17 protein-coding genes and 3 pseudogenes are annotated in these 21,348 nt (G+C 61.2%); 10 read left to right on the forward strand and 10 right to left on the reverse strand.

The features are described 5' to 3' along the window. Positions 1-43: 43 nt before the first annotated feature. Positions 44-994: a GlxA family transcriptional regulator gene (locus AB4O12_RS04815; protein WP_460060537.1), complete on the forward strand. Its 951-nt coding sequence runs from the start codon at positions 44-46 to the stop codon at positions 992-994. A 90-nt stretch (positions 995-1,084) separates the two neighbouring features. Then, positions 1,085-2,557 carry an ATP-binding protein gene (locus AB4O12_RS04820; RefSeq protein ID WP_252869159.1) on the forward strand — a complete coding sequence of 491 codons (1,473 nt, stop codon included), beginning with the start codon at positions 1,085-1,087 and terminating at the stop codon, positions 2,555-2,557. Here AB4O12_RS04820 and AB4O12_RS04825 read toward each other — a convergent pair. Both AB4O12_RS04825 and AB4O12_RS04830 read right to left on the reverse strand, forming a co-directional pair. Then, positions 2,522-5,370: pseudogene (locus tag AB4O12_RS04825) on the reverse strand (ATP-binding protein). The gene AB4O12_RS04820 and the pseudogene AB4O12_RS04825 sit on opposite strands and share 36 nt — an antisense overlap. Before the next feature lie 134 nt (positions 5,371-5,504). Next, the gene (locus AB4O12_RS04830) at positions 5,505-5,936 is read right to left on the reverse strand and encodes a helix-turn-helix domain-containing protein (RefSeq protein ID WP_056784487.1); all 432 of its coding nucleotides are present in this window, start codon (positions 5,934-5,936) and stop codon (positions 5,505-5,507) included. A 236-nt stretch (positions 5,937-6,172) separates the two neighbouring features. Between AB4O12_RS04830 and AB4O12_RS04835 the strand changes: the two genes are divergently transcribed. From AB4O12_RS04835 to ycaC, 6 genes are all read left to right on the forward strand, one after another. Next, positions 6,173-7,156 (forward strand): MBL fold metallo-hydrolase, encoded by a 984-nt coding sequence (locus AB4O12_RS04835; RefSeq protein ID WP_370593571.1) that lies wholly within the window; start codon positions 6,173-6,175, stop codon positions 7,154-7,156. Positions 7,157-7,210: 54 nt separating this feature from the next. After that, entirely contained in the window at positions 7,211-8,134 is a 924-nt protein-coding gene (locus tag AB4O12_RS04840) for a LysR family transcriptional regulator (protein WP_039762138.1), read from the forward strand. A 502-nt stretch (positions 8,135-8,636) separates the two neighbouring features. Next, positions 8,637-9,050 (forward strand): DoxX family protein, encoded by a 414-nt coding sequence (locus tag AB4O12_RS04845; protein WP_024012430.1) that lies wholly within the window; start codon positions 8,637-8,639, stop codon positions 9,048-9,050. After that, complete coding sequence (locus AB4O12_RS04850; RefSeq protein ID WP_041478579.1) at positions 9,043-9,669, forward strand: antibiotic biosynthesis monooxygenase; 627 nt, start codon at positions 9,043-9,045, stop codon at positions 9,667-9,669. The genes AB4O12_RS04845 and AB4O12_RS04850 overlap by 8 nt, the downstream gene beginning before the upstream one ends. 40 nt (positions 9,670-9,709) lie before the next feature. Beyond that, a complete protein-coding gene (locus tag AB4O12_RS04855; RefSeq protein WP_042609477.1) occupies positions 9,710-11,548 on the forward strand; it encodes an amidohydrolase in 1,839 nt (612 codons plus the stop codon). Between the two features lie 68 nt (positions 11,549-11,616). After that, entirely contained in the window at positions 11,617-12,240 is a 624-nt protein-coding gene (gene ycaC, locus AB4O12_RS04860) for an isochorismate family cysteine hydrolase YcaC (protein ID WP_016774080.1), read from the forward strand. 224 nt (positions 12,241-12,464) lie between these two features. Here ycaC and AB4O12_RS04865 read toward each other — a convergent pair. Then, positions 12,465-13,891, reverse strand: a pseudogene (locus tag AB4O12_RS04865) (mechanosensitive ion channel domain-containing protein). A 108-nt stretch (positions 13,892-13,999) separates the two neighbouring features. Beyond that, positions 14,000-15,019, reverse strand: coding sequence for an alpha/beta hydrolase (locus tag AB4O12_RS04870; protein WP_236169328.1), 1,020 nt, complete (start codon positions 15,017-15,019; stop codon positions 14,000-14,002). Between the two features lie 235 nt (positions 15,020-15,254). On the opposite strand from AB4O12_RS04870, the gene AB4O12_RS04875 reads away from it, so the two are divergent. Beyond that, positions 15,255-16,154, forward strand: coding sequence for a LysR family transcriptional regulator (locus AB4O12_RS04875; RefSeq protein WP_024012435.1), 900 nt, complete (start codon positions 15,255-15,257; stop codon positions 16,152-16,154). Positions 16,155-16,226: 72 nt separating this feature from the next. Here the strand turns inward: AB4O12_RS04875 and AB4O12_RS04880 are convergent, their stop codons facing one another. Next, positions 16,227-16,496 (reverse strand): type II toxin-antitoxin system RelE/ParE family toxin, encoded by a 270-nt coding sequence (locus tag AB4O12_RS04880; RefSeq protein ID WP_082228561.1) that lies wholly within the window; start codon positions 16,494-16,496, stop codon positions 16,227-16,229. Further along, positions 16,486-16,677 carry a type II toxin-antitoxin system RelB family antitoxin gene (gene relB / locus AB4O12_RS04885; protein WP_095180272.1) on the reverse strand — a complete coding sequence of 64 codons (192 nt, stop codon included), beginning with the start codon at positions 16,675-16,677 and terminating at the stop codon, positions 16,486-16,488. Before relB ends, AB4O12_RS04880 begins: the two co-directional genes overlap by 11 nt. Positions 16,678-16,985: 308 nt before the next feature. Here relB and AB4O12_RS04890 point away from each other — a divergent pair, with 308 nt between their 5' ends. Further along, positions 16,986-17,783: a class I SAM-dependent methyltransferase gene (locus AB4O12_RS04890; RefSeq protein ID WP_460060545.1), complete on the forward strand. Its 798-nt coding sequence runs from the start codon at positions 16,986-16,988 to the stop codon at positions 17,781-17,783. Positions 17,784-17,909: 126 nt separating this feature from the next. Here the strand turns inward: AB4O12_RS04890 and AB4O12_RS04895 are convergent, their stop codons facing one another. The 4 genes and pseudogenes from AB4O12_RS04895 to AB4O12_RS04910 form a co-directional block, all read right to left on the reverse strand. Continuing rightward, positions 17,910-18,602 (reverse strand): GNAT family N-acetyltransferase, encoded by a 693-nt coding sequence (locus AB4O12_RS04895; protein ID WP_041478587.1) that lies wholly within the window; start codon positions 18,600-18,602, stop codon positions 17,910-17,912. Positions 18,603-18,659: 57 nt separating this feature from the next. After that, a pseudogene (locus tag AB4O12_RS04900) lies at positions 18,660-19,452 on the reverse strand (carbohydrate deacetylase). After that, positions 19,424-20,611 carry a GNAT family N-acetyltransferase gene (locus AB4O12_RS04905; RefSeq protein WP_095179527.1) on the reverse strand — a complete coding sequence of 396 codons (1,188 nt, stop codon included), beginning with the start codon at positions 20,609-20,611 and terminating at the stop codon, positions 19,424-19,426. Before AB4O12_RS04905 ends, AB4O12_RS04900 begins: the two are co-directional and overlap by 29 nt. Positions 20,612-20,615: 4 nt before the next feature. After that, positions 20,616-21,305, reverse strand: coding sequence for a GNAT family N-acetyltransferase (locus AB4O12_RS04910; RefSeq protein WP_150635728.1), 690 nt, complete (start codon positions 21,303-21,305; stop codon positions 20,616-20,618). Positions 21,306-21,348 lie beyond the last annotated feature (43 nt).

Here is a 21,348-nt window from a genome sequence, read left to right on the forward strand (position 1 = left end):
CTGAAGCGTGCGTATTGACCCTTGAATATGTGTGAAACCTCCCATGAAAACCGTGGCAATGGTGCTGTTCCCTGACTTTCTGATGCTCGACATGGCGGGGCCGCTGGAGGTGTTTTCAGTCGCCAACCGTTATCTGAAACCTGATCTGCACTATCAATTGACGACTCTCGGCACAGAGCGCGGCTTGCTGAGGGCGTCCAACGGCGTGCAGGTTCAGGCTGACTTGCACATCGACGAAGCGGCCGAGCGCTATGACCTGCTATTGGTGCCGGGCGGACCCGGCGCCTATAACCAGAGATTTCTCGAGCTGTTTGGCTGGTTGAAAAAAGCCGTGCCGCGCGCGGAGCGTTACGGTTCGATTTGCACTGGCGCATTCATCCTCGGCCACGCCTGCCTGCTTGATGGTTATCGCGTCACCACGCATTGGAACTACACCGAACGGCTGATCAAGGCTTTCCCGAAAACCACGGTGACCACCGATCAGATCTACGTCGAGGATCGTAATCTCATCACCTCCGGTGGCGTTACGGCCGGCATCGACCTGGCGCTGGCGGTGGTGGCCAGAGATCACGGCAAGAAAATCGCCCAGGACGTTGCCAAGGTCTTGTTGGTGGTCATGAAGCGGCAGGGCGGGCAAGCGCAGTTCAGCCCGTTGATGGCGGCAGTCTCACCGCAAGAAACGCCCATCACCCGCGCGCAGAATTACGTCCTTGAACATCTGGATGAAGCGTTCACCGTCGAGCGCATGGCTGGATTGGCGAACATGAGCGCACGGCACTTTGCTCGCCTGTTCGCCCGTGACGTCAATATGACGCCGATGGAGTTTTTGCAGAATGCCCGCATTGACTGCGCGCGAAACCTGTTGGAAACCGGCGATCTGCCGCTCAAGACCATCGCCTACAAAAGCGGCTTTGGCAGTGTCCGGCACATGCGCTCGTTGTTCGCCGAAAAGCTCGGTCTTACACCGTTACAATACCGCGAACAGTTCAGCTAGAGCGGTTCTGTCCGTCTGACGCAGTCGGATGTCCGTGCTGCGTCGGCTCTGGCGGTTGTATCGTCACGCGAGAGTGCCAAGATGTTTGGCATGAATAATCACAACGACACAAGCCACGGTTCAGTGCTGCGTTTCGGCCCCTACGCCTTTCATGTGCGCCAACGTCTGGTCCTTGAAGGAGAGCAGCCGTTGCGCATGGGCGGGCGCGCCATGGACATCCTTCAGGCGCTGCTCGAACACGCGGGTGAGGTGGTCAGCAAAGAGCAGTTGATTGCTCGGGTATGGCCGACCTCGGTCGTCGAAGAGATCAACCTGCGGGTGCACATTGCGGCGTTGCGCCGCGCACTGGGTGACGGCGTAAACGGGCAGCGTTTCATCATTCACGTGGCGCACTGCGGCTACAGTTTTGTCGCCCCGGTGGAGCAGGGCACCAGTGATGCGCTGACCATGCCCGCTGCCGCGCTCATGCCCCTGCACAATCTTCCGGCACGACTGACGCCAGTCAGTGGGCGCGACGCCCTGATTGGTAGTCTGGTTCGACAAATGCCGGTATGCCGCTTGATGACGATTACCGGTGCGCCGGGTGTTGGCAAGACCACAGTGGCATTGCGCGTGGCGGAATTGCTCCTGCAATACTTTCGCGATGGCGCCTGGTGGGTCGACCTTGCCAGCCTCGAAGATGACATTCCATTGCTCGAGCGCCTGTTGCACACCCTGAAGACAGACTTTTTCACACTGACCGGCCGGCACGCCTTGTTGATCCTGGATAACTGCGACCACCAGCGCGACAGCTGTGCGGCACTGGTGGAAACGCTGTTGCATGCTGCGCCTCGCCTGTCGATTCTGGTCACCGGCCGCGAAGCCTTGCAAGTCGCGCAGGAGACCGTTCATTACGTGCCGCTGTTGGCGATTCCCAAGCGCTCGACATTGAACACCGTCGAAGAAGCCATGGGCTATCCGGCGGTGCAGTTGTTCGTCAATCGCGCGCGGGCACGGCAGCATGGCTTCTGTTTGCGTGAGCAGGATTTGCCAGGTGTGCGCGAGATCTGCCGTCAACTGGACGGTCTGCCGCTGGCGATCGAGCTCGCCGCTGCGCAGATCGACGCGCTGGGCTTGATCGGCTTGCAGGCACAGGTTGAAAACGGCCTGCAGTTGCTTGGCCAAGGCCGGCGCACCGCGGAACCGCGCCATCAGTCGATGGCCGCTGCGATCGATTGGAGCTTCCAGTACCTGACGGAGATGGAACAGCGTGTGCTGCTGCGTCTGTCGGTATTCAGCGCGGGCTTTACCCTGGAGGCCGCACTGAGTGTGATCAGCAGCGCGGATCTGGCGGGCTCCAGACTGTCCGCGATAATCGAAGGGTTGGCGCGCAAATCGTTGCTTGTTCGAGAACCCAACCGTGCGACGGCCCGCTATTGGATGCTCAACACCGTGCGCCGCTATGCTCGTGATCAGTTCGAGCGCAGTGACGACAATTTCGAACTGAAACAGCGCCATGCGCGCTATCTCAGCAGAACGCGCAACGCTTCAGGCCGGGCACTGCTCGTGGAGGCTGTCGAGTAGCAGGCGGACCTTGCGCAAGTCCGGTGTGGCGTAGCCTTCGGTGAAGCGCTGGTAAATGGGGCTGAGCAAATCCCATGCTTCGCGATGGCGGAACTGGCGCTGCCATAATCGGGCGAGGTCCGTGGCGCTGCGCAGTTCCCAAGCGAGGGCGCCCTGGCTTCTGGCGATGGCCAGAGCTTGTTGCAGGGTTTGTTCGGCTTCTCGGGTTTCAGCGGTGTCTGAGCGGGCCGATTCGCGAGCAGGCTCGCTCCCACAGGATGAACCCTTCAACAATGCCGCCGCCCGCGCCCGCAATATCTCCGCTGCACTCCATCCCGCATCGCCATTGCGCGCGCGCTCCACCAGTGCATCATCGACAAAACGCTCATCCAGCGTAACCATCACTTCCCGAATCAGACCGCTGCTCTGTGCTGGTACGGGCACGGCATTATCCGGATCGATCACCTGCGCATACTGCCGGCCCCAGTTATTGAACAGCAGCACCGAGTGCTTCTGCGATTGTTCCAGCAGCAACTGCAGCAGCGCGCGGGCGTTTACATGGTCGCCGTTGTAATGAGCGATCAGACAACTGGCCAGCGCCAGGGTGTAACAGATCGATGTGCCGTGATTGATCTGCACGGCGATGTCCAGCGCCTGCCGTGCGGCGCGCCAGGCTTGCTCGGGCAGACCCTGCAACCACAGCACTCGGGCCAGTACTGTCAGCGAAGCGACGCTCTGGTCGTATTGCACGCCAAAACCATGGGTGAAACGATTGAGATGGCCGCTGTGCGCCATGCGTTGCAGCACCTGCTCGGCATGTACGCGTGCCTGCGGCTGGTCGCCGGCATAATGCAGGGCCAGCACGCGCAAGCGATGTGTGCTCAGTGACAGCAGCGGTTCGCCGTGCAGGCCGATGCGGTCGAATTGCTCACTCTGGGCCAAAGCCATGCGGTAATGCCCGCAACTCAGATTGACCGCCATATGCCCCGATATCGCACGCAGTTGCCCGGCCAGATCGCCGTGTTCCTCGGCCAATTGGCAGGCGTCGACGAAGGCCTGAATGGTTTGTGGCGTGCCGCCCAGGTGTGATAGCTGGCGCTACCGAGCGCCAGTTTCAAGGCGATTTGCAGGCGAGGGCAGGGCGGTAGCAGCGAGTCTGCTGGCGAAGCCTCCAGCAGACTCAGTGCCCGGCGCACATAGCGGCTGTAATCGCGCAGCAACGACAGCTCCTGCCACAAAGGCGCCGACGCGGCTGCCAGTTGCACCCCCAGCTCATCCGGTCCCGGGCCGTTGAGGCTCCAGTCCAGCGCCGCGCGCAAATCCTCCAGACCCCGGGCATAGCGCTCCATCCACAATACAGTCGGAGTATTGTCCCAATCCGCCTGCGCCTGCTGCATCAGTGTCAGGCAGCGCTCGGCGTGGCGTTGGCGGGTTGCGCTGAGCTCGTCGGCCTGCTCGAGTTTTTCCAGTGCGTAGTGGCGGGTAGTGTCGAGCAAGCGATAGAAAACATCTTCGTCGCCCACTTCGACGCTCAGCAGGGATTTGGCCACCAATTGCGTGACGGCGGTGAACACCGCGCCGGGATCAATCTGTTGGCCGATGATCACCGCTGCTGCCGAGGTGAGGGTGAAGCTGCCGCGGAAAATCCCCAGTCGCCGCAAACAGGTTTGCTCGCAGACGTTGAGCAGGTTGAAACTCCAGTCCATCGTCGCGCGCAGGGTCAGGTGGCGTTCGGCGCTGCTGTGGTGTCCGGCCGACAATGGCGGCAAACCCTCGCGCAATTGCTTGAGCAATCCGTCCATGCCCAATTCGCTGACCTGCGCGGCGGCCAGTTCCAGTGCCAGCGGAATGCCGTCCAGGCGCTGGCAGATTTCGATCGCTTGCGGCAACTCGGCGTGGCTCAGTCGGAAGTTTTCCCTGGCTGCGGTGGCGCGCTCGACAAACAACTGCATCGCAGCAAAGCCCAGTGCTTGGGCCGGCTCCATCGGGGTCGACATGGACGGGCATTCGAGCGATTCCAGACGCTGCACGAACTCACCCTCAGCGCGCAGGCTCTCGCGGCTGGTCGCCAGGATATGCACCTTTGGTGCCCCCCGCAGAATCTGCTCGCTGAGCGACGCGACCGCATCGATCAAGTGCTCGCAGTTGTCGATCACCAACAACATTTGCCGTTCTCGCAGGCCGTCGACCAGACCAGCCTGCGCATCGCCTTCAGCTGCGGACAGATCAAGCAGCGTCGCCAGATGCGAGCCGATCAGCGCGGGATCGGCGATGGGCGCCAGATCCACCAGGCGGATGCCGTCGCGATACTGGTCGAGCAATTGTTCAGCGACGCGCAGGGCGACGGTGGTCTTGCCAATGCCGCCGGGGCCGACCAGAGTGATGCAGCGTCGGCGCGGCAGTTGCGTAATCAAGTGATCGATCAGGGGTTGGCGACCAATCATCCGCGTACGACGCAGCGGCAGGTTGTGCCGGGGCGCGGCGACCGCAGGCGTTGCTTCGATGCTGTCGAGCACGAACGGTGCGACAAAGCTGTAGCCGCGCTGCGCCACGGTGACGATGTAGCGCTGGCCGTTCTGCCCGTCGCCAAGCGCTTTGCGCAGCGCTGCCATGTGCACGCGCAAATTGATGTCTTCAACGACACTGTCTGGCCAGACCCCGGCCATCAATTGCTGTTTGCTCACCACTTCACCGGCATGGGCCAGCAAAATCAGGAGGATGTCCATCGCCCGCCGTCCCAGGCGCAAAGGCTGTTGGCCTTCAAGTAGCAATCGTTGCCCGGGATGAATCCGATAGGGGCCAAACGCAATGGCCTGATTCGGGGAAAAACTCAACAGCGCGCTCCTGCGGTGATGCGGCGGACAGGGCGAATCAGTGCCTGGCGCATGCGCAGGCCGTCTGATCCGGGGTGTCCGGGCATAATCCTCAGGTTTGAGCATCAGTGCAACGGGTGGCGTAACGGCAGCAGTCAAAACACCGCAGGCTGCGCTGCGGTGTTTTTCGGTTTATCCATGACTCGACAGCGCCAGGCGAAGGGATTGATGCCCTCGCTGCGGGTGAACATGTGGCAGAAGTGCGCCTGATCGCAGAAGCCGCATTCGAGGCTGATTTGCGTCAGGCTCAAGTCGGTGTGCTGGATCAGCAACTTGGCCCGGGCCAGGCGCTGGGCGCGGATCCAGTCCTGTGGCGACAGGCCGGTGCTGCACTTGAATGCGCGGGAGAAATGACTGCGTGACAGTGCACATGCCCGGGCCAGTTCAGCCACTTCGAGGCTTTCGCCCAAGCGATCGAGGATCAACTGTTTGATCTGGCGTTCGCGCTGCGGACTGAGTCCGCCAGTCGTGTTTTTACGCGGTTCGCTGGCAGGGGCGAGGGCGACGGTTTGCTGTGGATAAGCCATGGCCAAGGTCCGTGTCGGTGGGGAAGGCACGGTCGGCGCATTCCCTCAGGTCAAAAAAGCAACGCTGCGCAGAGGGCTTCATTGTTGGGCGATGCCTTGAGACTGACGAGTTAATCGTTGTTAATTTCCTCGCTCAGGCTGGAACTCAGCACATCCTTGCAAGTCAGCGCCCGGCGCTTTGCGCGACGATGTCGACAAAGCACGGCCGCCGTTGGCCAGGTTCAAAGGGGAATGCAATGAAAAGCTTGGTGAAAGCGGCAACGACGCTGGCGGTCGTGCTGGCAATGTCCGGCGCCATGGCGCAGGCACCGCAGGTTGGCACTCAGGCGCCGGGTTATTTCCGGCTGGCTGTCGGCGATTACGAAGTCACCGCGTTGTTCGACGGTTACAACGATTTGTCGCCGAAGTTGTTGCAGGGCATGAGCCAGAGTCAGATTCGCGCGCTGCTTGCGCGCCGTTCGATTGAAACCCCTGGCGTGCAGACGGCGTTCAATGCCTTTCTGGTCAACACTGGCAAACAACTGATTTTGGTCGACACGGGCGCAGGACAGTGCATCGGCGCCACCGCAGGCCAACTCTCGGCCAACATGCAGGCCGCCGGTTACAAGCCTGAACAGGTCGACACGATTCTGCTGACGCACCTGCACCTCGATCACGTCTGCGGTCTGGTCGACGCCGAAAAGAAACCGGTGTTCGCCAACGCCACCGTGTTTGCAGCCAAAGCCGAGGCCGACTACTGGCTCGATCCGGCAGCGCTGGCCAAGGCCCCGGCGGGCGCCAAAGAGTTTTTCAGGATAGCCCGGGACTCTACGGCGCCCTATGTTGCCGGCGGTCGCTTCAAGACGTTTGCCGCCGGGCAGTCGCCACTGCCGGGACTGGTCGAAGCAACCCTCGAAGCCGGCCACACGCCGGGCAGCACCACATATCGCTTCAATTCGCAGCAGCAGAGCATCGTGTTCATGGGCGATCTGGTGCATAACCTGGCGGTGCAGTTTTTGCACCCGGAAGTGTCGATCGGTTTCGACGTCAACAGTCAGCAAGCGATCAGCAGTCGTCAGGCAGTGTTCAGTGCTGCGGCAGCGAGCAAGACCTGGGTGACGGCAGCGCATCTGCCGTTCCCGGGCATCGGCCACATCACCGCCGAGGGCAAACATTTCCAATGGGTGCCGGTAGAGTACGGCCCCTACAAACGCGCGGCGAAAGTGCCATTGATCGAGTAAAGTGCCCAACGCCTGTGGCAAAAAGCGTCTGACACCGATAAGGAAACCACACCCATGAACCGTAACGATCTGCGCCGCGTCGACATGAACCTGCTGGTGATTTTCGAAGCGCTGATGTTCGAAAAGAATCTGACCCGTGTGGCGGAAAAACTGTTCATGGGCCAGCCGGCGGTCAGTGCTGCGCTGGGGCGCTTGCGTGATCTGTTCGACGATCCGTTGCTGCTGCGCAACGGTCGCGGCATGGAGCCGACAGCGCGGGCGCTGGCGATCCTCAAGGAATTGCAACCGGCAATGGACGTGATTTCCGGCGCAGTCAGCCGCGCCAAGGAGTTCGAACCGGCCAGCAGTTGTGACGTATTTCGCATCGGTCTGTCGGACGACGCCGAGTTCGGTCTGTTTCCACCGCTGTTGCGCCAGCTTCAGCAGGAGGCGCCGGGGATCGTCGTGGTGGTGCGCCGCGCCAACTATCTGTTGATGCCGGCGTTGTTGGCCTCTGGAGAAATTTCCGTGGGCGTCAGCTACACCACGGATCTGCCGGCCAACGCCAAGCGCAAGAAGCTGCGTGATATTCCCTGCAAAGTGCTGCGCGGCGACGACCGTCCGGGGCCGTTGACCCTGGACGAATATTGCGAACGTCCGCATGCAATGGTGTCGTTCTCCGGTGATCTGAGCGGCAATATCGATCTGGATCTGGCCAAGATCGGCCGTTGCCGCCGAGTCGTTCTCGGCGTACCGCAGTTCAGCGGCTTGCGCGCCTTGCTCGCCGGTACCGAGATGATCGCGACGGTGCCGGACTACGCCGCCTGTGCCTTGGTTGAAGGCTGCGCCCTGCGTGCCGAAGATCCGCCATTCCCGATCGATGCCGCGCAATTGTCCATGGCCTGGAGCGGGGTGCACGACAACGACCCGGCAGAGAAATGGCTGCGCTCGCGCATCAGCCAGTTCATGGCGGCGCCGCTGGATATTCCGGCGCTTTAACCGCCCTCGATTACACAAGCAGTTCTCCTGTGGGAGCGAGCCTGCTCGCGAAAGCGGTATGTCAGTTGGTGTGGATGTGACTGACCTGACGCCTTCGCGAGCAGGCTCGCTCCCACAGAGAAATTCGGGGCTGACCGGGCTTTGTGATTCGGCACATAGACTTGTGGGAGCTGGCTTGCCAGCGATTGCGGTGGGTCCGTCAAAGAAGGTGGTGGATGTGCCGACCAATCGCTGGCAAGCCAGCTCCCACAGGGATACGGGGTGGAATGAACATTGTTGGTCACCACAAAAACCTGTGGGAGCGAGCCTGCTCGCGAAAGCGGTGTGTCAGTCAATGTGGATGTGGCTGACCTGACACCTTCGCGAGCAAGCTCACTCCCACATTGTTTTGTGGCTGGCGGCAGAACATCAAAGACCTGAAAAGCAACTAAGCACACCCATCCAATTTCTCCCGCGCCGGCCTTGGCATGATTCCCGTCAATGACATTCAAAGGGTCGGGTCATGATTGCTACGAGGGATGAACAGGCGCGCGACATCGGGTTGCTGTTCCTGCGGGTCAGCGGTGGATTATTTCTGCTGTGGGTGCACGGCTTGCCGAAGTTGCTGGACTTCACCGCGCAGCTGCAACTGATCGAAGACCCGTTCCACCTCGGCGCTCACCTGACCCTGATCCTGGCGATTTTCGCCGAAGTCCTCTGCCCGTTGCTGATCGTCGCCGGTGTGCTGGCGCGATTGGCTTGTTTGCCTATTCTCTTTGTACTGCTCGTGGCGCTGCTGGTCGTGCATCCGCAATGGAGTGTGGCTGAAGGGCAGTTTGGCTGGTTGCTGTTGATTCTTTTCACCACCGTATTGATTGCCGGGCCGGGACGGCTGGCGATTCCTGTTCGTTTGCCCGGAGTGCTGCGTTATGCCTGAAGTCCTCAATTCACAAGCACCGGGGGCCGATGAGACCGTCACGTTGATCATCAAACACTCGGTCAAGGCCGGTTTCGAGTCGGCCTATGAAGCATGGCTGCGCAATATCGTGCGCGTCGCCGGGCAGCGCGAAGGGCACCTGGGTGTCGACGTGGTGCGCGGCAAGCGCGGGCGTCTGGATTTCTACACTTGCGTATTGCGCTTTAGCTCCACCGAAGCGATGCAGGGCTGGCTGGAATCCTCCGAGCGTCAGGCGCTGGTCGCCGAAGCTGCGCCGATGCTGGCTGACGGTGATCAGACCGAAGTCGCGCCGGTCAATGAATTCTGGTTCACACCGCTGGCCGAGGCCGGCTCGCCGCCGCCGCGCTGGAAGCAGGCTGTCGTCACACTGTTGGTGATTCTACCGCACACCCTGCTGGTGCCGCTGATCTGGGGCCCGCTGCTGGCGCTGCATCCGCTTCTGTCCAACTACGTGGTCGCCACGTTCCTGATCACCCTGACCATCGTCCTCTCGGTGGTCTACGTGGTGATGCCGCCGGTCACCCGTTTGTTTACCCCGTGGCTGGAAGCCAGTCAGGCCCACGAACACCTCGATTCCCAAGAAACCTCGCCGCGTTGAGCGGGGTTTGCTTCTTTTCACTTTCGCTTGAGGAACTGCGATGAGCGCCGATCTGATTTTATTCAATGGCCAATTTCATACCGTAGACCGGGAAAAACCACTGGCCAGTGCGGTGGCGATCAAGGATGGCCGCTTCGTCGCCGTCGGTAACGATGCCGAGGCCATGGCCCTCAAGGGCAGCGCCACACAAGTGGTCGACATGAAGGGCCGCTGCGTCATCCCCGGCCTCAACGACTCGCACTTGCACCTGATTCGCGGCGGTCTGAACTACAACCTCGAACTGCGCTGGGAAGGCGTGCCATCGCTCGCCGACGCGCTGCGCATGCTCAAGGATCAGGCCGATCGCACGCCCACCCCGCAGTGGGTGCGCGTGGTCGGTGGCTGGAACGAATTCCAGTTCGCCGAAAAACGCATGCCGACCCTGGAAGAAATCAACCAGGCCGCGCCGGACACCCCGGTGTTCATCCTGCACCTCTACGACCGTGCGCTGCTCAACCGCGCTGCCCTGCGCGTGGCCGGCTACACCCGCGACACGCCAAACCCGCCGGGTGGCGAAATCGTCCGCGACAGCAACGGCAACCCGACCGGCATGCTGGTCGCGCGGCCGAACGCGATGATCCTCTACTCGACACTGGCCAAGGGACCGAAGCTGCCGCTGGAATATCAGGTCAACTCGACCCGCCAGTTCATGCGCGAGCTCAATCGCCTGGGCCTGACCAGTGCAATCGACGCCGGGGGTGGTTTCCAGAATTACCCGGACGATTACCAAGTGATCGAGCAACTGGCCAAAGACGACCAGTTGACCGTACGCATCGCTTACAACCTGTTCACCCAGAAGCCGAAAGAAGAGCTGACCGATTTCCAGAACTGGACCGGCAGCGTCAAGTTGCATCAGGGCGACGACTACCTGCGCCACAACGGTGCTGGCGAAATGCTGGTGTTCTCCGCCGCCGACTTCGAGGATTTCCTCGAGCCGCGTCCAGACCTGCCGCAGACCATGGAACAGGAGCTGGAGCCGGTGGTACGCCACCTCGTTGAGCAGCGCTGGCCGTTCCGTCTGCACGCCACGTACAACGAATCGATCAGCCGTATGCTCGATGTGTTCGAGAAGGTCAACCGCGACATTCCGTTCAACGGTCTGCCGTGGTTCTTCGACCACGCTGAAACCATCACCCCGCAGAACATCGAGCGTGTGAAAGCGCTGGGCGGCGGTATCGCGATTCAGGATCGCATGGCGTTCCAGGGCGAATACTTTGTCGATCGCTATGGCAAACAAGCCGCCGAAGCCACACCACCGATCAAGCGCATGCTCGCCGAGGGCGTACCGGTTGGCGCTGGCACCGACGCCACCCGAGTGTCCAGTTACAACCCTTGGACTTCGCTGTACTGGATGGTCAGCGGCCGTACCGTTGGCGGTCTGGCGCTTTACGAAGAAGGCTTGCCACGCAGCACCGCGCTGGAACTGTTCACCCACGGCAGCGCCTGGTTCTCCTCGGAGCAGGGCAAGAAGGGCCAGATCCGCGTCGGCCAACTGGCAGACCTCGCGGCACTGAGCGCGGACTTCTTCAGCGTTGAGGAAGAAGCGATCAAGTGGATCGAGTCGGTGATGACCGTGGTCGGCGGCAAGATCGTCTACGCCGCCGGCGACTTCGAAGACCTCGGCCCGCGTTCGATTCCGGTGCTGCCGGACTGGTCGCCGGTAGTCAAAGTCCCGGGCCATTGGCGCCCGAACTCGCCACTGCAGGCGCAGGTTCACCAGTGCAGCGGGCCGTGCGCCGTGCACACCCACAGCCATGAAAAAGCGCGGATGTCGAATGCGCCGGTCAGCGATTTCGCCGGTTTCTGGGGCGCGTTCGGCTGTTCCTGCTTCGCGTTCTGAGTTTGAAAAAAGCGCCGGTCATCAGGGCCGGCGCTTCCCGCAACAACCATCCATCCAGGAGTTTTGCCATGAGCGTTCCTTACAAGCGTCTGAACAAAGATGATGCCGTCGTCCTGCTGGTCGATCACCAGACCGGTCTGATCTCGCTGGTGCAGGATTTCTCGCCGAACGAGTTCAAGAACAACGTGCTGGCACTGGGCGACATCGCCAAGTTCTTCAAGCTGCCGACCATTCTGACCACCAGCTTCGACGCGGGTCCCAACGGCCCGATCGTGCCCGAGCTGCTTGAGCAATTCCCCGACGCGCCGTTCATTCAGCGTCCAGGCCAGATCAACGCCTGGGACAACGAAGACTTCGTCAAAGCGATCAAGGCCACCGGCCGCAAGCAACTGATCATCGCCGGTGTAGTGACCGACGTTTGCGTAGCTTTCCCGACCCTGTCGGCGATTGCTGAAGGCTTCGAAGTGTTCGTCGTCACCGACTCGTCGGGTACCTTCAACACCACCGTGCAACAAGCGGCGTGGGCGCGGATGTCGGCCGCCGGTGCACACCTGATGAACTGGTTCGCTGTGGCCTGCGAGCTGCAAGGCGACTGGCGCAACGACATGGAAGGTCTGGCGCATCTGCTGTCCGAGCGTCTGCCTAACTATCGCAACCTGATCAACAGCTATACCAAGTTCACTGCCAAGTAATCTGGTCGAAAGTCAAAAGCCCCTCACCCTAGCCCTCTCCCGGAGGGGAGAGGGGACTGACCGCGTTGTTTGCTAGAGTTGCATCGACCTGCAATACCGAGCCGAGCTCCGCTCTTGAAACGCATGGAGATCGGCTCCCTTTCCCCCCTCGCCCCTTAGGGGGAGAGGGCTGGGCGGGCGGCGTTCCGATGAGGGGGTGAGCTTTTGATCTTCAAAGTTTCAGATCAGCGTTTTTGCAACCACCCCAAAAACCACCTTTCTTCACCGCCACCGGTTTGGCCATCAACGCGAGGCGACTGTTCTGCTGACGCACCGCCTGCAACTTGTTCAAGGCCCGGCCGACTTCGCTGCGCTTGTCCATGCACTCACGGGTCAACTGTTTGTCGAGACGATAGATGATGCTCGACGTCAGCGCTGTGAACGTCGCCTGCGACGGTGTATCGGCAAGAATGCTCTGTTCGCCCATGACTTCGCTCGGCCCCATGCGCCCGGCCTCGATCTGGCCATTGCCGTCCGGCAACGTCGCGCTGACCACGCCCGTGGCGATCACGAACAGACTGTCCGGCACCTCGTCCAGATCCAGCACCACCTGACCCGCCGTGTACTGCTGCGCGACCATCGACTCAGCGAGGCGATCACGTTCCTCACTGCTCAGCGAGCGGAAAATCTTCACTTCATCCAGCAACGCACGGGCGCGGCTCGACGGTTCGATCACTCCGTCGGGATGGCGCGAAATACCCGCCGCTTCGAGATGACGGTGGGCGAGGTCGAACAGTTGATTGCGCACTTCGCTCTTCTTGCCCAGCTCAGCGATGAAACCGCTGGCAACGTATTCCGACATGGTTTCGCCGGCTTCTTTGAGTACGGCTTTCGGCGCCGGGCTGAGCAACAGCGAACTGCTGCCCTGCAGAGTGCGATCAAGGGCATCCAATACCCGACGCGGGCGAATGTGGTTCGGCACTTTGATACTGATCGAGACACCGTGCATGTTGCTCGGCCGGCTGAGATTGACGATTTTCGCCTTGGCCGCCACCGAGTTCGGTACTACGGCCATGGTGCCGGCGCTGGTCAGCAGGTGCGTGGCGCGCCAGTCGATATCGAAGACCTTGCCTTCGACGCCGTCGATCATCACCAGATCGTCCACCTGATACGGCTTGGTGGTGTTGAGGACGATGCCGGAAAACACATCGGCGAGGGTGCTTTGCAGCGCCAGACCGACCACGATGGCGACCACCCCGGAAGTGGCCAGCAGACCTTTGACCGGCAGTTCCAGCACGTAACCGGCCGCCGCGACAATCGCGACCAGAAACACCAGCGCACCGATGACATCCTGCAGCAAGCGACCGCTGTGACCGATGCGGCGCATCAGCGCCAGGCCGATCACTTCGGTCAGCACCCGTGCTGCGTACAACCACCAGAGAATCCCCAGCGCCGTCGCACCCAGCTGCGCCACACGATCATCGGCGAACAGCGGCGCCTGCAAGGGGCTGACACCGGCATTGATCACCAGCGCGCTGAACGCCAGAAACAGTGCCAGACGCACGCCGACTCGCGGCGCGCGATGGCTGAAGGGCGAGAAGTGCCAGAGTGCGGCGTCGAGCAGCAACAGGACGGCGCTCCAGGACAGCAGGTGGGCGTAGAAAAGGGTCATGACCGAAGCTCCGCAATGGCTGCAAATGAAAAGATCGCAGCCTGCGACAACTTCTACTTTGGAATGCGTTTTCCTGTAGGAGCTGCCGAAGGCTGCGATCTCTTGCGGTTAAGGCTGCAAGTGGGTTTTCAGTTCAGCCGCCGCCTGACGCACCGCCGCTTTGACTTCCGGAATCTGGCTCAGCGGATTGAGCAGGCCGAAGTCATGAATCATGCCGTTGTAGCGCACCGAAGTCACCGGCACGCCGGCTGCATCCAGATGCCGCGCATAGCCTTCGCCTTCGTCACGCAGCACGTCGAACTCGGCGGTCTGCACCAGCGCAGCGGGCAGGCCCTTGAGCTGTTCGGCGCTGGCTTTGAGCGGCGAGGCATGGATCTGCGCACGCTCGGCCGGGTTGGTTGTGTAGTTGTCCCAGAACCACTGCATCATGCCCTTGGTAAGGAAGTGTCCCTCGGCAAATTGCTGGTAAGAACCGTCGTCGAATTGCGCATTGGTCACCGGCCACATCAACAGCTGGAAGCGCAGGGCAGGGGTTTTCTGCTCCTTGGCCATCAACGCCACGACCGCCGCCATGTTGCCGCCGACGCTGTTGCCGGCCACCGCCAGACGTTTGCCATCGACACCGATGTCCTTGCCGTGCTCGGCCACCCATTTCGTCGCGGCGTAAGCCTGATTGATCGCGGTCGGGTACTGCGCTTCCGGCGATGGCGTGTAATCGACATACACCGCAACAGCGCCAGAGCCGACCACCAGATCACGGATCAGGCGCTGGTGCGTCGGGAAGTCACCCAGCACCCAGCCGCCACCGTGGAAGAACATGAACACCGGCAACTCGCCTTTGACCTTGGCCGGGCGCACCACTTTCAGGTTGATGGTCTGGCCGTCGACCTTGATCGCCTTGTCGCTGACTTCCACGCCGGACAGATCAACCTTTACCGAAGCTTGGGCACCAGTCAGCACTGCACGGGCGTCCTTCGGGCTCAGTTGCTCCAGCGGACGACCACCGCCAGCGGCGAGGGCATCGAGGAACGCCTGGGTGTTGTGTTCGACGCCGGGACTGCCAGCGGCGAAAGCGCTGCTGACGGACAGGGCGAGGAGGGATGCGGCGAGGGTTTTCTTGATGCTCATGTTCAATTCCATTTTTGAATGTGTGATGTAGGAGCTGTCGAAGGCTGCGATCTGATCGTTCCCACGCTCTGCGTGGGAATGCAGCCGGGGACGCTCCGCGTCCCAACGATCAGATGGCTGCCTTCGGCAGCTCTTTGTGTTCAGGGTTGTTTTCAAACCGTGAGCACAGATTAATGGGCTGCTGAGAAGCGAAAAAGCGGCTATAAAGCGTTTAACTGTCCACCAGAGAGTGACAATGAACCCGTTCGAAGACATGCGTATTTTTTGCCAGGTCATGGACTCCGGCAGCTTCACCGCCGCGGCCGATCAGTTGGGGCTGTCCAAGCAGTTCGTCAGCCGCCGTTTGATGCAACTGGAAGAGCGCCTCGGTGTGCGCTTGTTGAATCGCTCGACCCGCCGCCTCGACGTCACCCCGCTGGGGCAGAGCTATTACGAATCGGCGTTGCGCTTGTTGGGTGAGGTGGAACAGGTCGAGCAGGGCATCGCCGGCGAAACCGCCGAGCCGCGCGGCACGATTCGCCTCAGCGCGCCGTTGTCGTTTGCCGTGGCGCATCTGGGTTGTCTGCTACCGCTATTCCTGCAGCGTTATCGCGAAGTCACCGTCGAAGTGGATCTGAGCGATCGCCCGGTCGACCTGCTCGGCGAAGGTTACGACCTGGCCCTGCGCATCGGCGTGCTGGAGGACTCGACATTGATCGCCCGACGTATCGCCAGCATCGAACGGGTCTACTGCGCCAGCCCGGCCTACCTCGCCGAACGCGGCACACCACTCAAACCCGAAGACCTGCACAGCCACGACTGCCTGCCTTACGGCCACGGGCGCTCGGTGCAATGGCGTTTCAACGAAGCGCCGGGCAAACCGCTACTTATCAACGTCACCGGCCGCATGCGCGTCAACAACGGCGAACTGCTGCGAGACGCGGCGGTGCAGGGGATGGGCATTACCTATCTGCCGACCTTCATCGTCGGTGCGGCGCTGAAGGATGGGCGCCTCGTGCCCGTGCTGGATGATTTACGCCCGGAGCCACTGACCCTGTCAGCGGTTTATCCGCAGCATCGCCAGGCTTCGCGGCCGGTACAGGCGCTGGTGGAGTTTTTGCGTGAGCGGCTTAACCAGAGTCATGTGAATCTTTGATAGTGGGGCCTGCTGGGCAAACGGCGTGTTATCGATCGGGCGAACGTCCTACCGTTTTTTCCTGCGATGTCTTTATGGATATTCCTGTCGGGTATGCAAAACGCTAAGTATCTCGATTCGATCCGTCACCTCATAAATCACTACGTAGTTAGGATGTACAACGATTTCCCGGGTGCCGGGAGATCGACCTTTACGGTAGAGATGGGGATGAACGGAGAGTGAGGTTGTGGATTCTTCGATGGATTTCGAGAGACTCACTGCGGCTGCAAAGTTTCTCTCGCCAATGTATCTGAGGATGTTCGAAAGATCGGCCTTGGCTTCGGGCCGCCACTCAATCTGCATCGGCCTTTTTTCGCATGGATTCGATCAAGGCATGCATGTCCGCCATCACGTCCTCATGGGGGAGACTCGGATGGGGATCATCTCTGGACGCCTGCACCTTGGCTCGCAACCAGCGATCATGACTGGCAGCCTGCTCGTCGCTTTCAAACCCTGAATCGTCGGGAAAGATTTTGCCGTCCATAGTGCCTCCGGGATCAATGCCTGGCAGTCTATTCGGTACAGGGATTGCTGTCGTCGTTGTCTGGATGAACTGCATCTTGGTCGAGCTCCATGAGTACTTGTAGTTCGACAAATCCTAGACTGAGCGCTTCCGACGGCCAACCGACGGAAGATGTAGGAAAACGGTTGGGGTTTCTCGAGTTCCTTCCTTTTTCTGTAGGACTCGCTGAAGAGGACTGCGCAGTGTGATTACAACATTGGAACAACCGCCACCCCGCGTCTGTTCTACACTCACGCCGCTCAATCACGAGCCTCACCCGGAGTAGCGCCATGGAAGTGCCCAACCCCAAAACCGCCATCGAAAGCAATCGACAGGCGTGGAACGATTCCGCCCGTCATCATCAGGATTCACCGGACTGGCAGGCATTGCTCAGCGATGTTGCGCAGGGGGAGTTTTGCTGCCTTGACGACACCTTGCGTGGTTTGCTGGACGTCGACGGCAAAGACGTGATTCAACTGGGCTGCAATAACGGTCGGGAGAGCCTGTCGCTGTTTGCGCTGGGTGCGCGCAGTGTCGTCGGCGTCGATCAATCGGCCGCGTTTCTTGAGCAGGCCCGCGAGCTCAACAGCCGCTCGCCGCACAATGCCGAACTCGTCGAGAGCGACATCCACCATCTGCCCGCATCGCTGCATAACCGCTTCGACGTCGCCCTGATCACCATCGGGGTACTCAACTGGATGCCTGACATCGGCGAATTCTTCCGCCATGTCGCGCAGGTGCTGAAGCCCGGCGGCAAGCTGGTGATCTACGAAACCCATCCGTTTCTGGAAATGGTTGATCCGCAGGCTGAAGATCCTTTCCGCCTCGCCAGCTCGTATTTCCGTGTCGAGCCGTTTGTGCAGCAAGAGCCGATCGTTTACGTAGGTAAAGTCGAGCAGCCGGCGGCAAAGTCGTACTGGTTCGTGCATACGCTGGGCGCGATCTTCAGCGGCGCCATTGGAGCGGGGCTGAGCATTGTGGATTTTCAGGAATATGCGCATTCGAACCGGGAAGAGGTGTATGACTGCTACCTGAACCAGCAGGCGCAGCTGCCGATGTGCTTTAGCCTGGTGGCAAGCAAGGCCTGAGAACCTTTTTTGCGACGGCTGGCCTCTTCGCGAGCAGGCTCGCTCCCACAGGGAAACGCATTCCAATGTGGGAGCGAGCCTGCTCGCGATGGCGGCCTTGCGACCGCCACATTTCACAAGGCCGGATCAAGCCTGGGCCGCGGCACTTACCACCGGCCGGCCCGGTTTGCGCAGCGGATCCAGGCGTGAGCCTTCATAGCGGGTTTCGCGGAAGAATTTCCAGCGGCCGAACAGGCAGTAAACGTGGGTCACCCGGCCCTGTTCCTGATAACCCATGCGGATATGCAGTTTAAGCGCCGGGATGTTGTGGGTTTCGCAAACGTCGACCACCTTGGTGCAACCCTGCGCCGCCATCGCTTGCCACAGTGCAACCTGCACGTCCACCGACAGGCTGCTGCCGAAGTAGGCGCGGATCATTTCGCCGCCGAATTCGAAGAACTCGCCGGGTTTGACCGGGAAGGTGCAGCCGTAATAGTGGCGGTCGTGGTAGTCGCGAATGCTGCCCCAGATAAAGCCCACGGCGTGGCCATCGGCGTCCAGGTACATGTGCCCGGTGTGGCCCTCGGCAGCCAGTTCGGCCATGGTGCCGACACGGTCGCCGAAGTGTTTGCTGAACGCCACGGCGTTCTCCGGGGTGATGTCGACTTTGCGCAGGCCTTCATACGGGCGCAGTTTGTGTGGCGGTACCGGGCTGACCAGGTCGCGCTCCATCCACAGCAGTTCCCAGTGGAAGAACACGTAGCGTTTCCACAACGTGCCGACGGTGCGGCCCAGGCCTTTCTGTCTGATGCGATCTTGCACTTTGGTGATGATGCTCATGATGCCCCTCCAGGGTCTTTGCCCGGATGTTGTGGTGAGTGTCGTTACAGCGGTGATTCATTCGAGCGCCGTAGCGCCCTGCGTTTCCTCTCGATTGAGGTCGGCATACGAGACTCGCGCGACGCCTCTCAAACCCTGTTCGATTACCTCGCTCAAAGACTCGCCGGAGTCGAGATAGGCATCACCGAAATCGACGCCGAGGCGGGTCGGGTGGGCGACGATTTCCAGCACGCCGTCGCTGGGGACGCTGGCATTGCGCAGGTCCACCGGGGTGCAGACGTAATCGGCGGTGACCCGCGCCAGACTCTGCAAACGGCCATTGAGCAAACCCTTGAATAGGCGCTTGGGCAACGTGAGGTTGTGCCCGAGGTTGCGCGCCAGCCGAATCGGTACGCCTTGCTCGGCGGCAAACTTCGCGACGACTTCGCCGATCGGCCAGATGTTGTGTACGTGCTGGTGCGAGTCGATATGGCTCGGGCGCATGCCGTGATCGACGCAGCGTTGCCACTGCGCCTGTAACTCGGCGCGCACCGCGTCACGGTCTGCGCGACTCAGCCACAGGCTGTGGCGGGGCAGGTTGAGGTCGAACACGCCGTTGCCATCGCAAAAGGTCCGCCGCCCCAGGATCGCCTGGCTCAGCGGGCGCCCGTAGGTCAGGTTGAAGTGCAGACCGATCCGACCTTGCAGCGTCGGATGGCGGGCCATGGTGCAGGCGGCTTCAAACGCCGGCATGTTGGCCATGGCCGTGGCCGAGCTGATCAGGCCGGCACTGGAAGGCAGCGAAGATCACTGCGTTTTCGTTGGCGCTGAGACCGAAGTCATCAGCGTTGACTATGACTTGGCGAGGCATGGCCGCCCTCCGGAGTGATTGCGACAGGTTGCACCAGTGCTGCAGATTTTTTGTTGGCGCGCCTGGTACGCCACTGCTGCACGGCGGGCTTGCAGCGATACCAGATGCGCAGCGCCAGACCCAATGCCAGCCCACTTGGGCGCCACGAATAGAAACTCCAGCGCCAGTGTTCCAATTGCCCGGTCATGCGTTCGTGCAGTTGATGGCTGGAGTTTTCCAGGCTGACCCGCGAGGCATCGATCCAGCGCCAGTGCTCGTCCAGGCCCCAGCGAATCCATTCCTCCAGCAACACCCGGCCACTGCCCAGGTCGGCGTACTGCGGCAGGAAGGCGAGGTTGTAATCGTAGAGCCGGCCCTGTTCGAGCAGGCCGAGGCGATAGCTGATGCAGCGGCCGTTCAGCTCGAGCATCACCACGCGTACCATGCCTTGGCCGGCGAGGGCGGTGAAGGCGCGTTCGATCCATTGGCGACTGCGCGGTGTGGCGAAAATCCCGACGCCTTCATCGCCTTTCCAGCTCACCGCCTCGACTTCGCTGATGGTCTGCAACAAGGCAGCCATGCTCAGCGCATCCGGGGTAATCCGGCGGATCTGCGCACCGCACGCGGCAATCCGTTTGCGTGCCCGGCGCAGTTTGTAGCGCGGGTCGCCGGAGACTTCCTGATGGTCGGCTTCGCTGATCAGATGCACTGGCACCCGGCAGCTCAGGCGTCGCTCGGCCGTAGAACTGCGCGCCATCCATGCGGTGACGGCACTTTCTTCACCCGCAGGCTCCGACAACTCATTGAGTTGCAGCAGCGCATGGGGCAGGCGCTGGCGAATCAACAGCAGCGCCTCGTGCATGTCCGCGCCGCCGAGCAACGACAGCAGGGCCAGACGATCAGCCAGCGGATAACCCAAGTGATGCAAGACCCGAAACGGCACGCCGGCGAAGCGCTCGCGGCTGGCTACCAGCGGCAGGCACAGGCGTAGTTCTGCGGCTTCCCAACCGAGCAGAATGTGCAGGCGCTGATCCTCACCCAGAGCCTGTTCCGCCGCACATAACCAGCCGAGATTGTTGAACGGCGTATGGTCGGTCACGCCCAGGCGCAGCGTTTCATACGCGGTTGCCGGGAAGTCGGCGGCGCACAGGGACGTGCGCCATTCGAATCGCATCACCATAGGTTCAGGCCGCCGTTGCGTTGACAGGTGGACGGGAAGTTTTACCCAGCGCCGCCAGGCGCGAACCGCTGTAGCGGGTTTCGCGATAGAAGCGCCAGCGGCCGAACAGCGTGTAGATATTCATGATCCGCCGTTGTTCGGTATAGCTCATGCGCAGATGCAGCTTGAGTGCCGGGATGTTGGTCGACTCACAGACATCGACCACTTTTCGGCAGCCCTGGGCGGCCATGGCTTCCCACAGGCGCAATTGCAGGTCCACCGACAGCTCTGTCCCCCAGTAGGCCCGGGCCAGTTCGCCGCCGAACTCGAAGAACTCGCCGGGCTTCACCGGGAATCGGCAGCCGTAGTAGTGCCGATCGAAATAACTGCGCGGCGTGCCCCAGATAAACGCCACGGCATCGCCTTGCTCGTCGACATGCATGTGCCCGGTGTGGCCCTCTTTGGCCAGCTCGGCCATCGTGCCGACCCGGTCGCCAAAGTAACGCGCGAAAGCGCTGGCGTTGTCCGCGGTGATCCTGACCACGCGCAGCGGCGGATAGGGTTTGAGCCTGTGCGGCGGCACCGGGCTGACCAGGTCGCGCTCCATCCACAGCAGTTGCTGATGGGAAAAAATGTACAGTTTGCGGATCTTGCCCAAGGTCGCTCGCAGGCCTTTACGACGAATATGTCCGCTGAGTTTTTGCAAAACATCCATGGTCTCTTCTCCTGATGAGGGTGCCATGCGCGGCATCAAGACC

The sequence above is a fragment of the Pseudomonas sp. S2_A05 genome, assembly GCF_054668485.1.

Coding starts and splice junctions, on each gene's coding strand:
- AB4O12_RS04815 (WP_460060537.1), top strand. CDS start 44: ATGAAAACCGTGGCAATGGTGCTGTTCCCTGACTTTCTGATGCTCGAC.
- AB4O12_RS04905 (WP_095179527.1), bottom strand. CDS start 20,611: ATGGTGATGCGATTCGAATGGCGCACGTCCCTGTGCGCCGCCGACTTC.
- AB4O12_RS04895 (WP_041478587.1), bottom strand. CDS start 18,602: ATGAGCATCATCACCAAAGTGCAAGATCGCATCAGACAGAAAGGCCTG.
- AB4O12_RS04850 (WP_041478579.1), top strand. CDS start 9,043: ATGCCTGAAGTCCTCAATTCACAAGCACCGGGGGCCGATGAGACCGTC.
- AB4O12_RS04855 (WP_042609477.1), top strand. CDS start 9,710: ATGAGCGCCGATCTGATTTTATTCAATGGCCAATTTCATACCGTAGAC.
- AB4O12_RS04820 (WP_252869159.1), top strand. CDS start 1,085: ATGAATAATCACAACGACACAAGCCACGGTTCAGTGCTGCGTTTCGGC.
- AB4O12_RS04875 (WP_024012435.1), top strand. CDS start 15,255: ATGAACCCGTTCGAAGACATGCGTATTTTTTGCCAGGTCATGGACTCC.
- AB4O12_RS04910 (WP_150635728.1), bottom strand. CDS start 21,305: ATGGATGTTTTGCAAAAACTCAGCGGACATATTCGTCGTAAAGGCCTG.
- ycaC (WP_016774080.1), top strand. CDS start 11,617: ATGAGCGTTCCTTACAAGCGTCTGAACAAAGATGATGCCGTCGTCCTG.
- AB4O12_RS04880 (WP_082228561.1), bottom strand. CDS start 16,496: ATGCAGATTGAGTGGCGGCCCGAAGCCAAGGCCGATCTTTCGAACATC.
- AB4O12_RS04835 (WP_370593571.1), top strand. CDS start 6,173: ATGAAAAGCTTGGTGAAAGCGGCAACGACGCTGGCGGTCGTGCTGGCA.
- AB4O12_RS04890 (WP_460060545.1), top strand. CDS start 16,986: ATGGAAGTGCCCAACCCCAAAACCGCCATCGAAAGCAATCGACAGGCG.
- AB4O12_RS04840 (WP_039762138.1), top strand. CDS start 7,211: ATGAACCGTAACGATCTGCGCCGCGTCGACATGAACCTGCTGGTGATT.
- AB4O12_RS04845 (WP_024012430.1), top strand. CDS start 8,637: ATGATTGCTACGAGGGATGAACAGGCGCGCGACATCGGGTTGCTGTTC.
- AB4O12_RS04870 (WP_236169328.1), bottom strand. CDS start 15,019: ATGAGCATCAAGAAAACCCTCGCCGCATCCCTCCTCGCCCTGTCCGTC.
- AB4O12_RS04830 (WP_056784487.1), bottom strand. CDS start 5,936: ATGGCTTATCCACAGCAAACCGTCGCCCTCGCCCCTGCCAGCGAACCG.
- relB (WP_095180272.1), bottom strand. CDS start 16,677: ATGGACGGCAAAATCTTTCCCGACGATTCAGGGTTTGAAAGCGACGAG.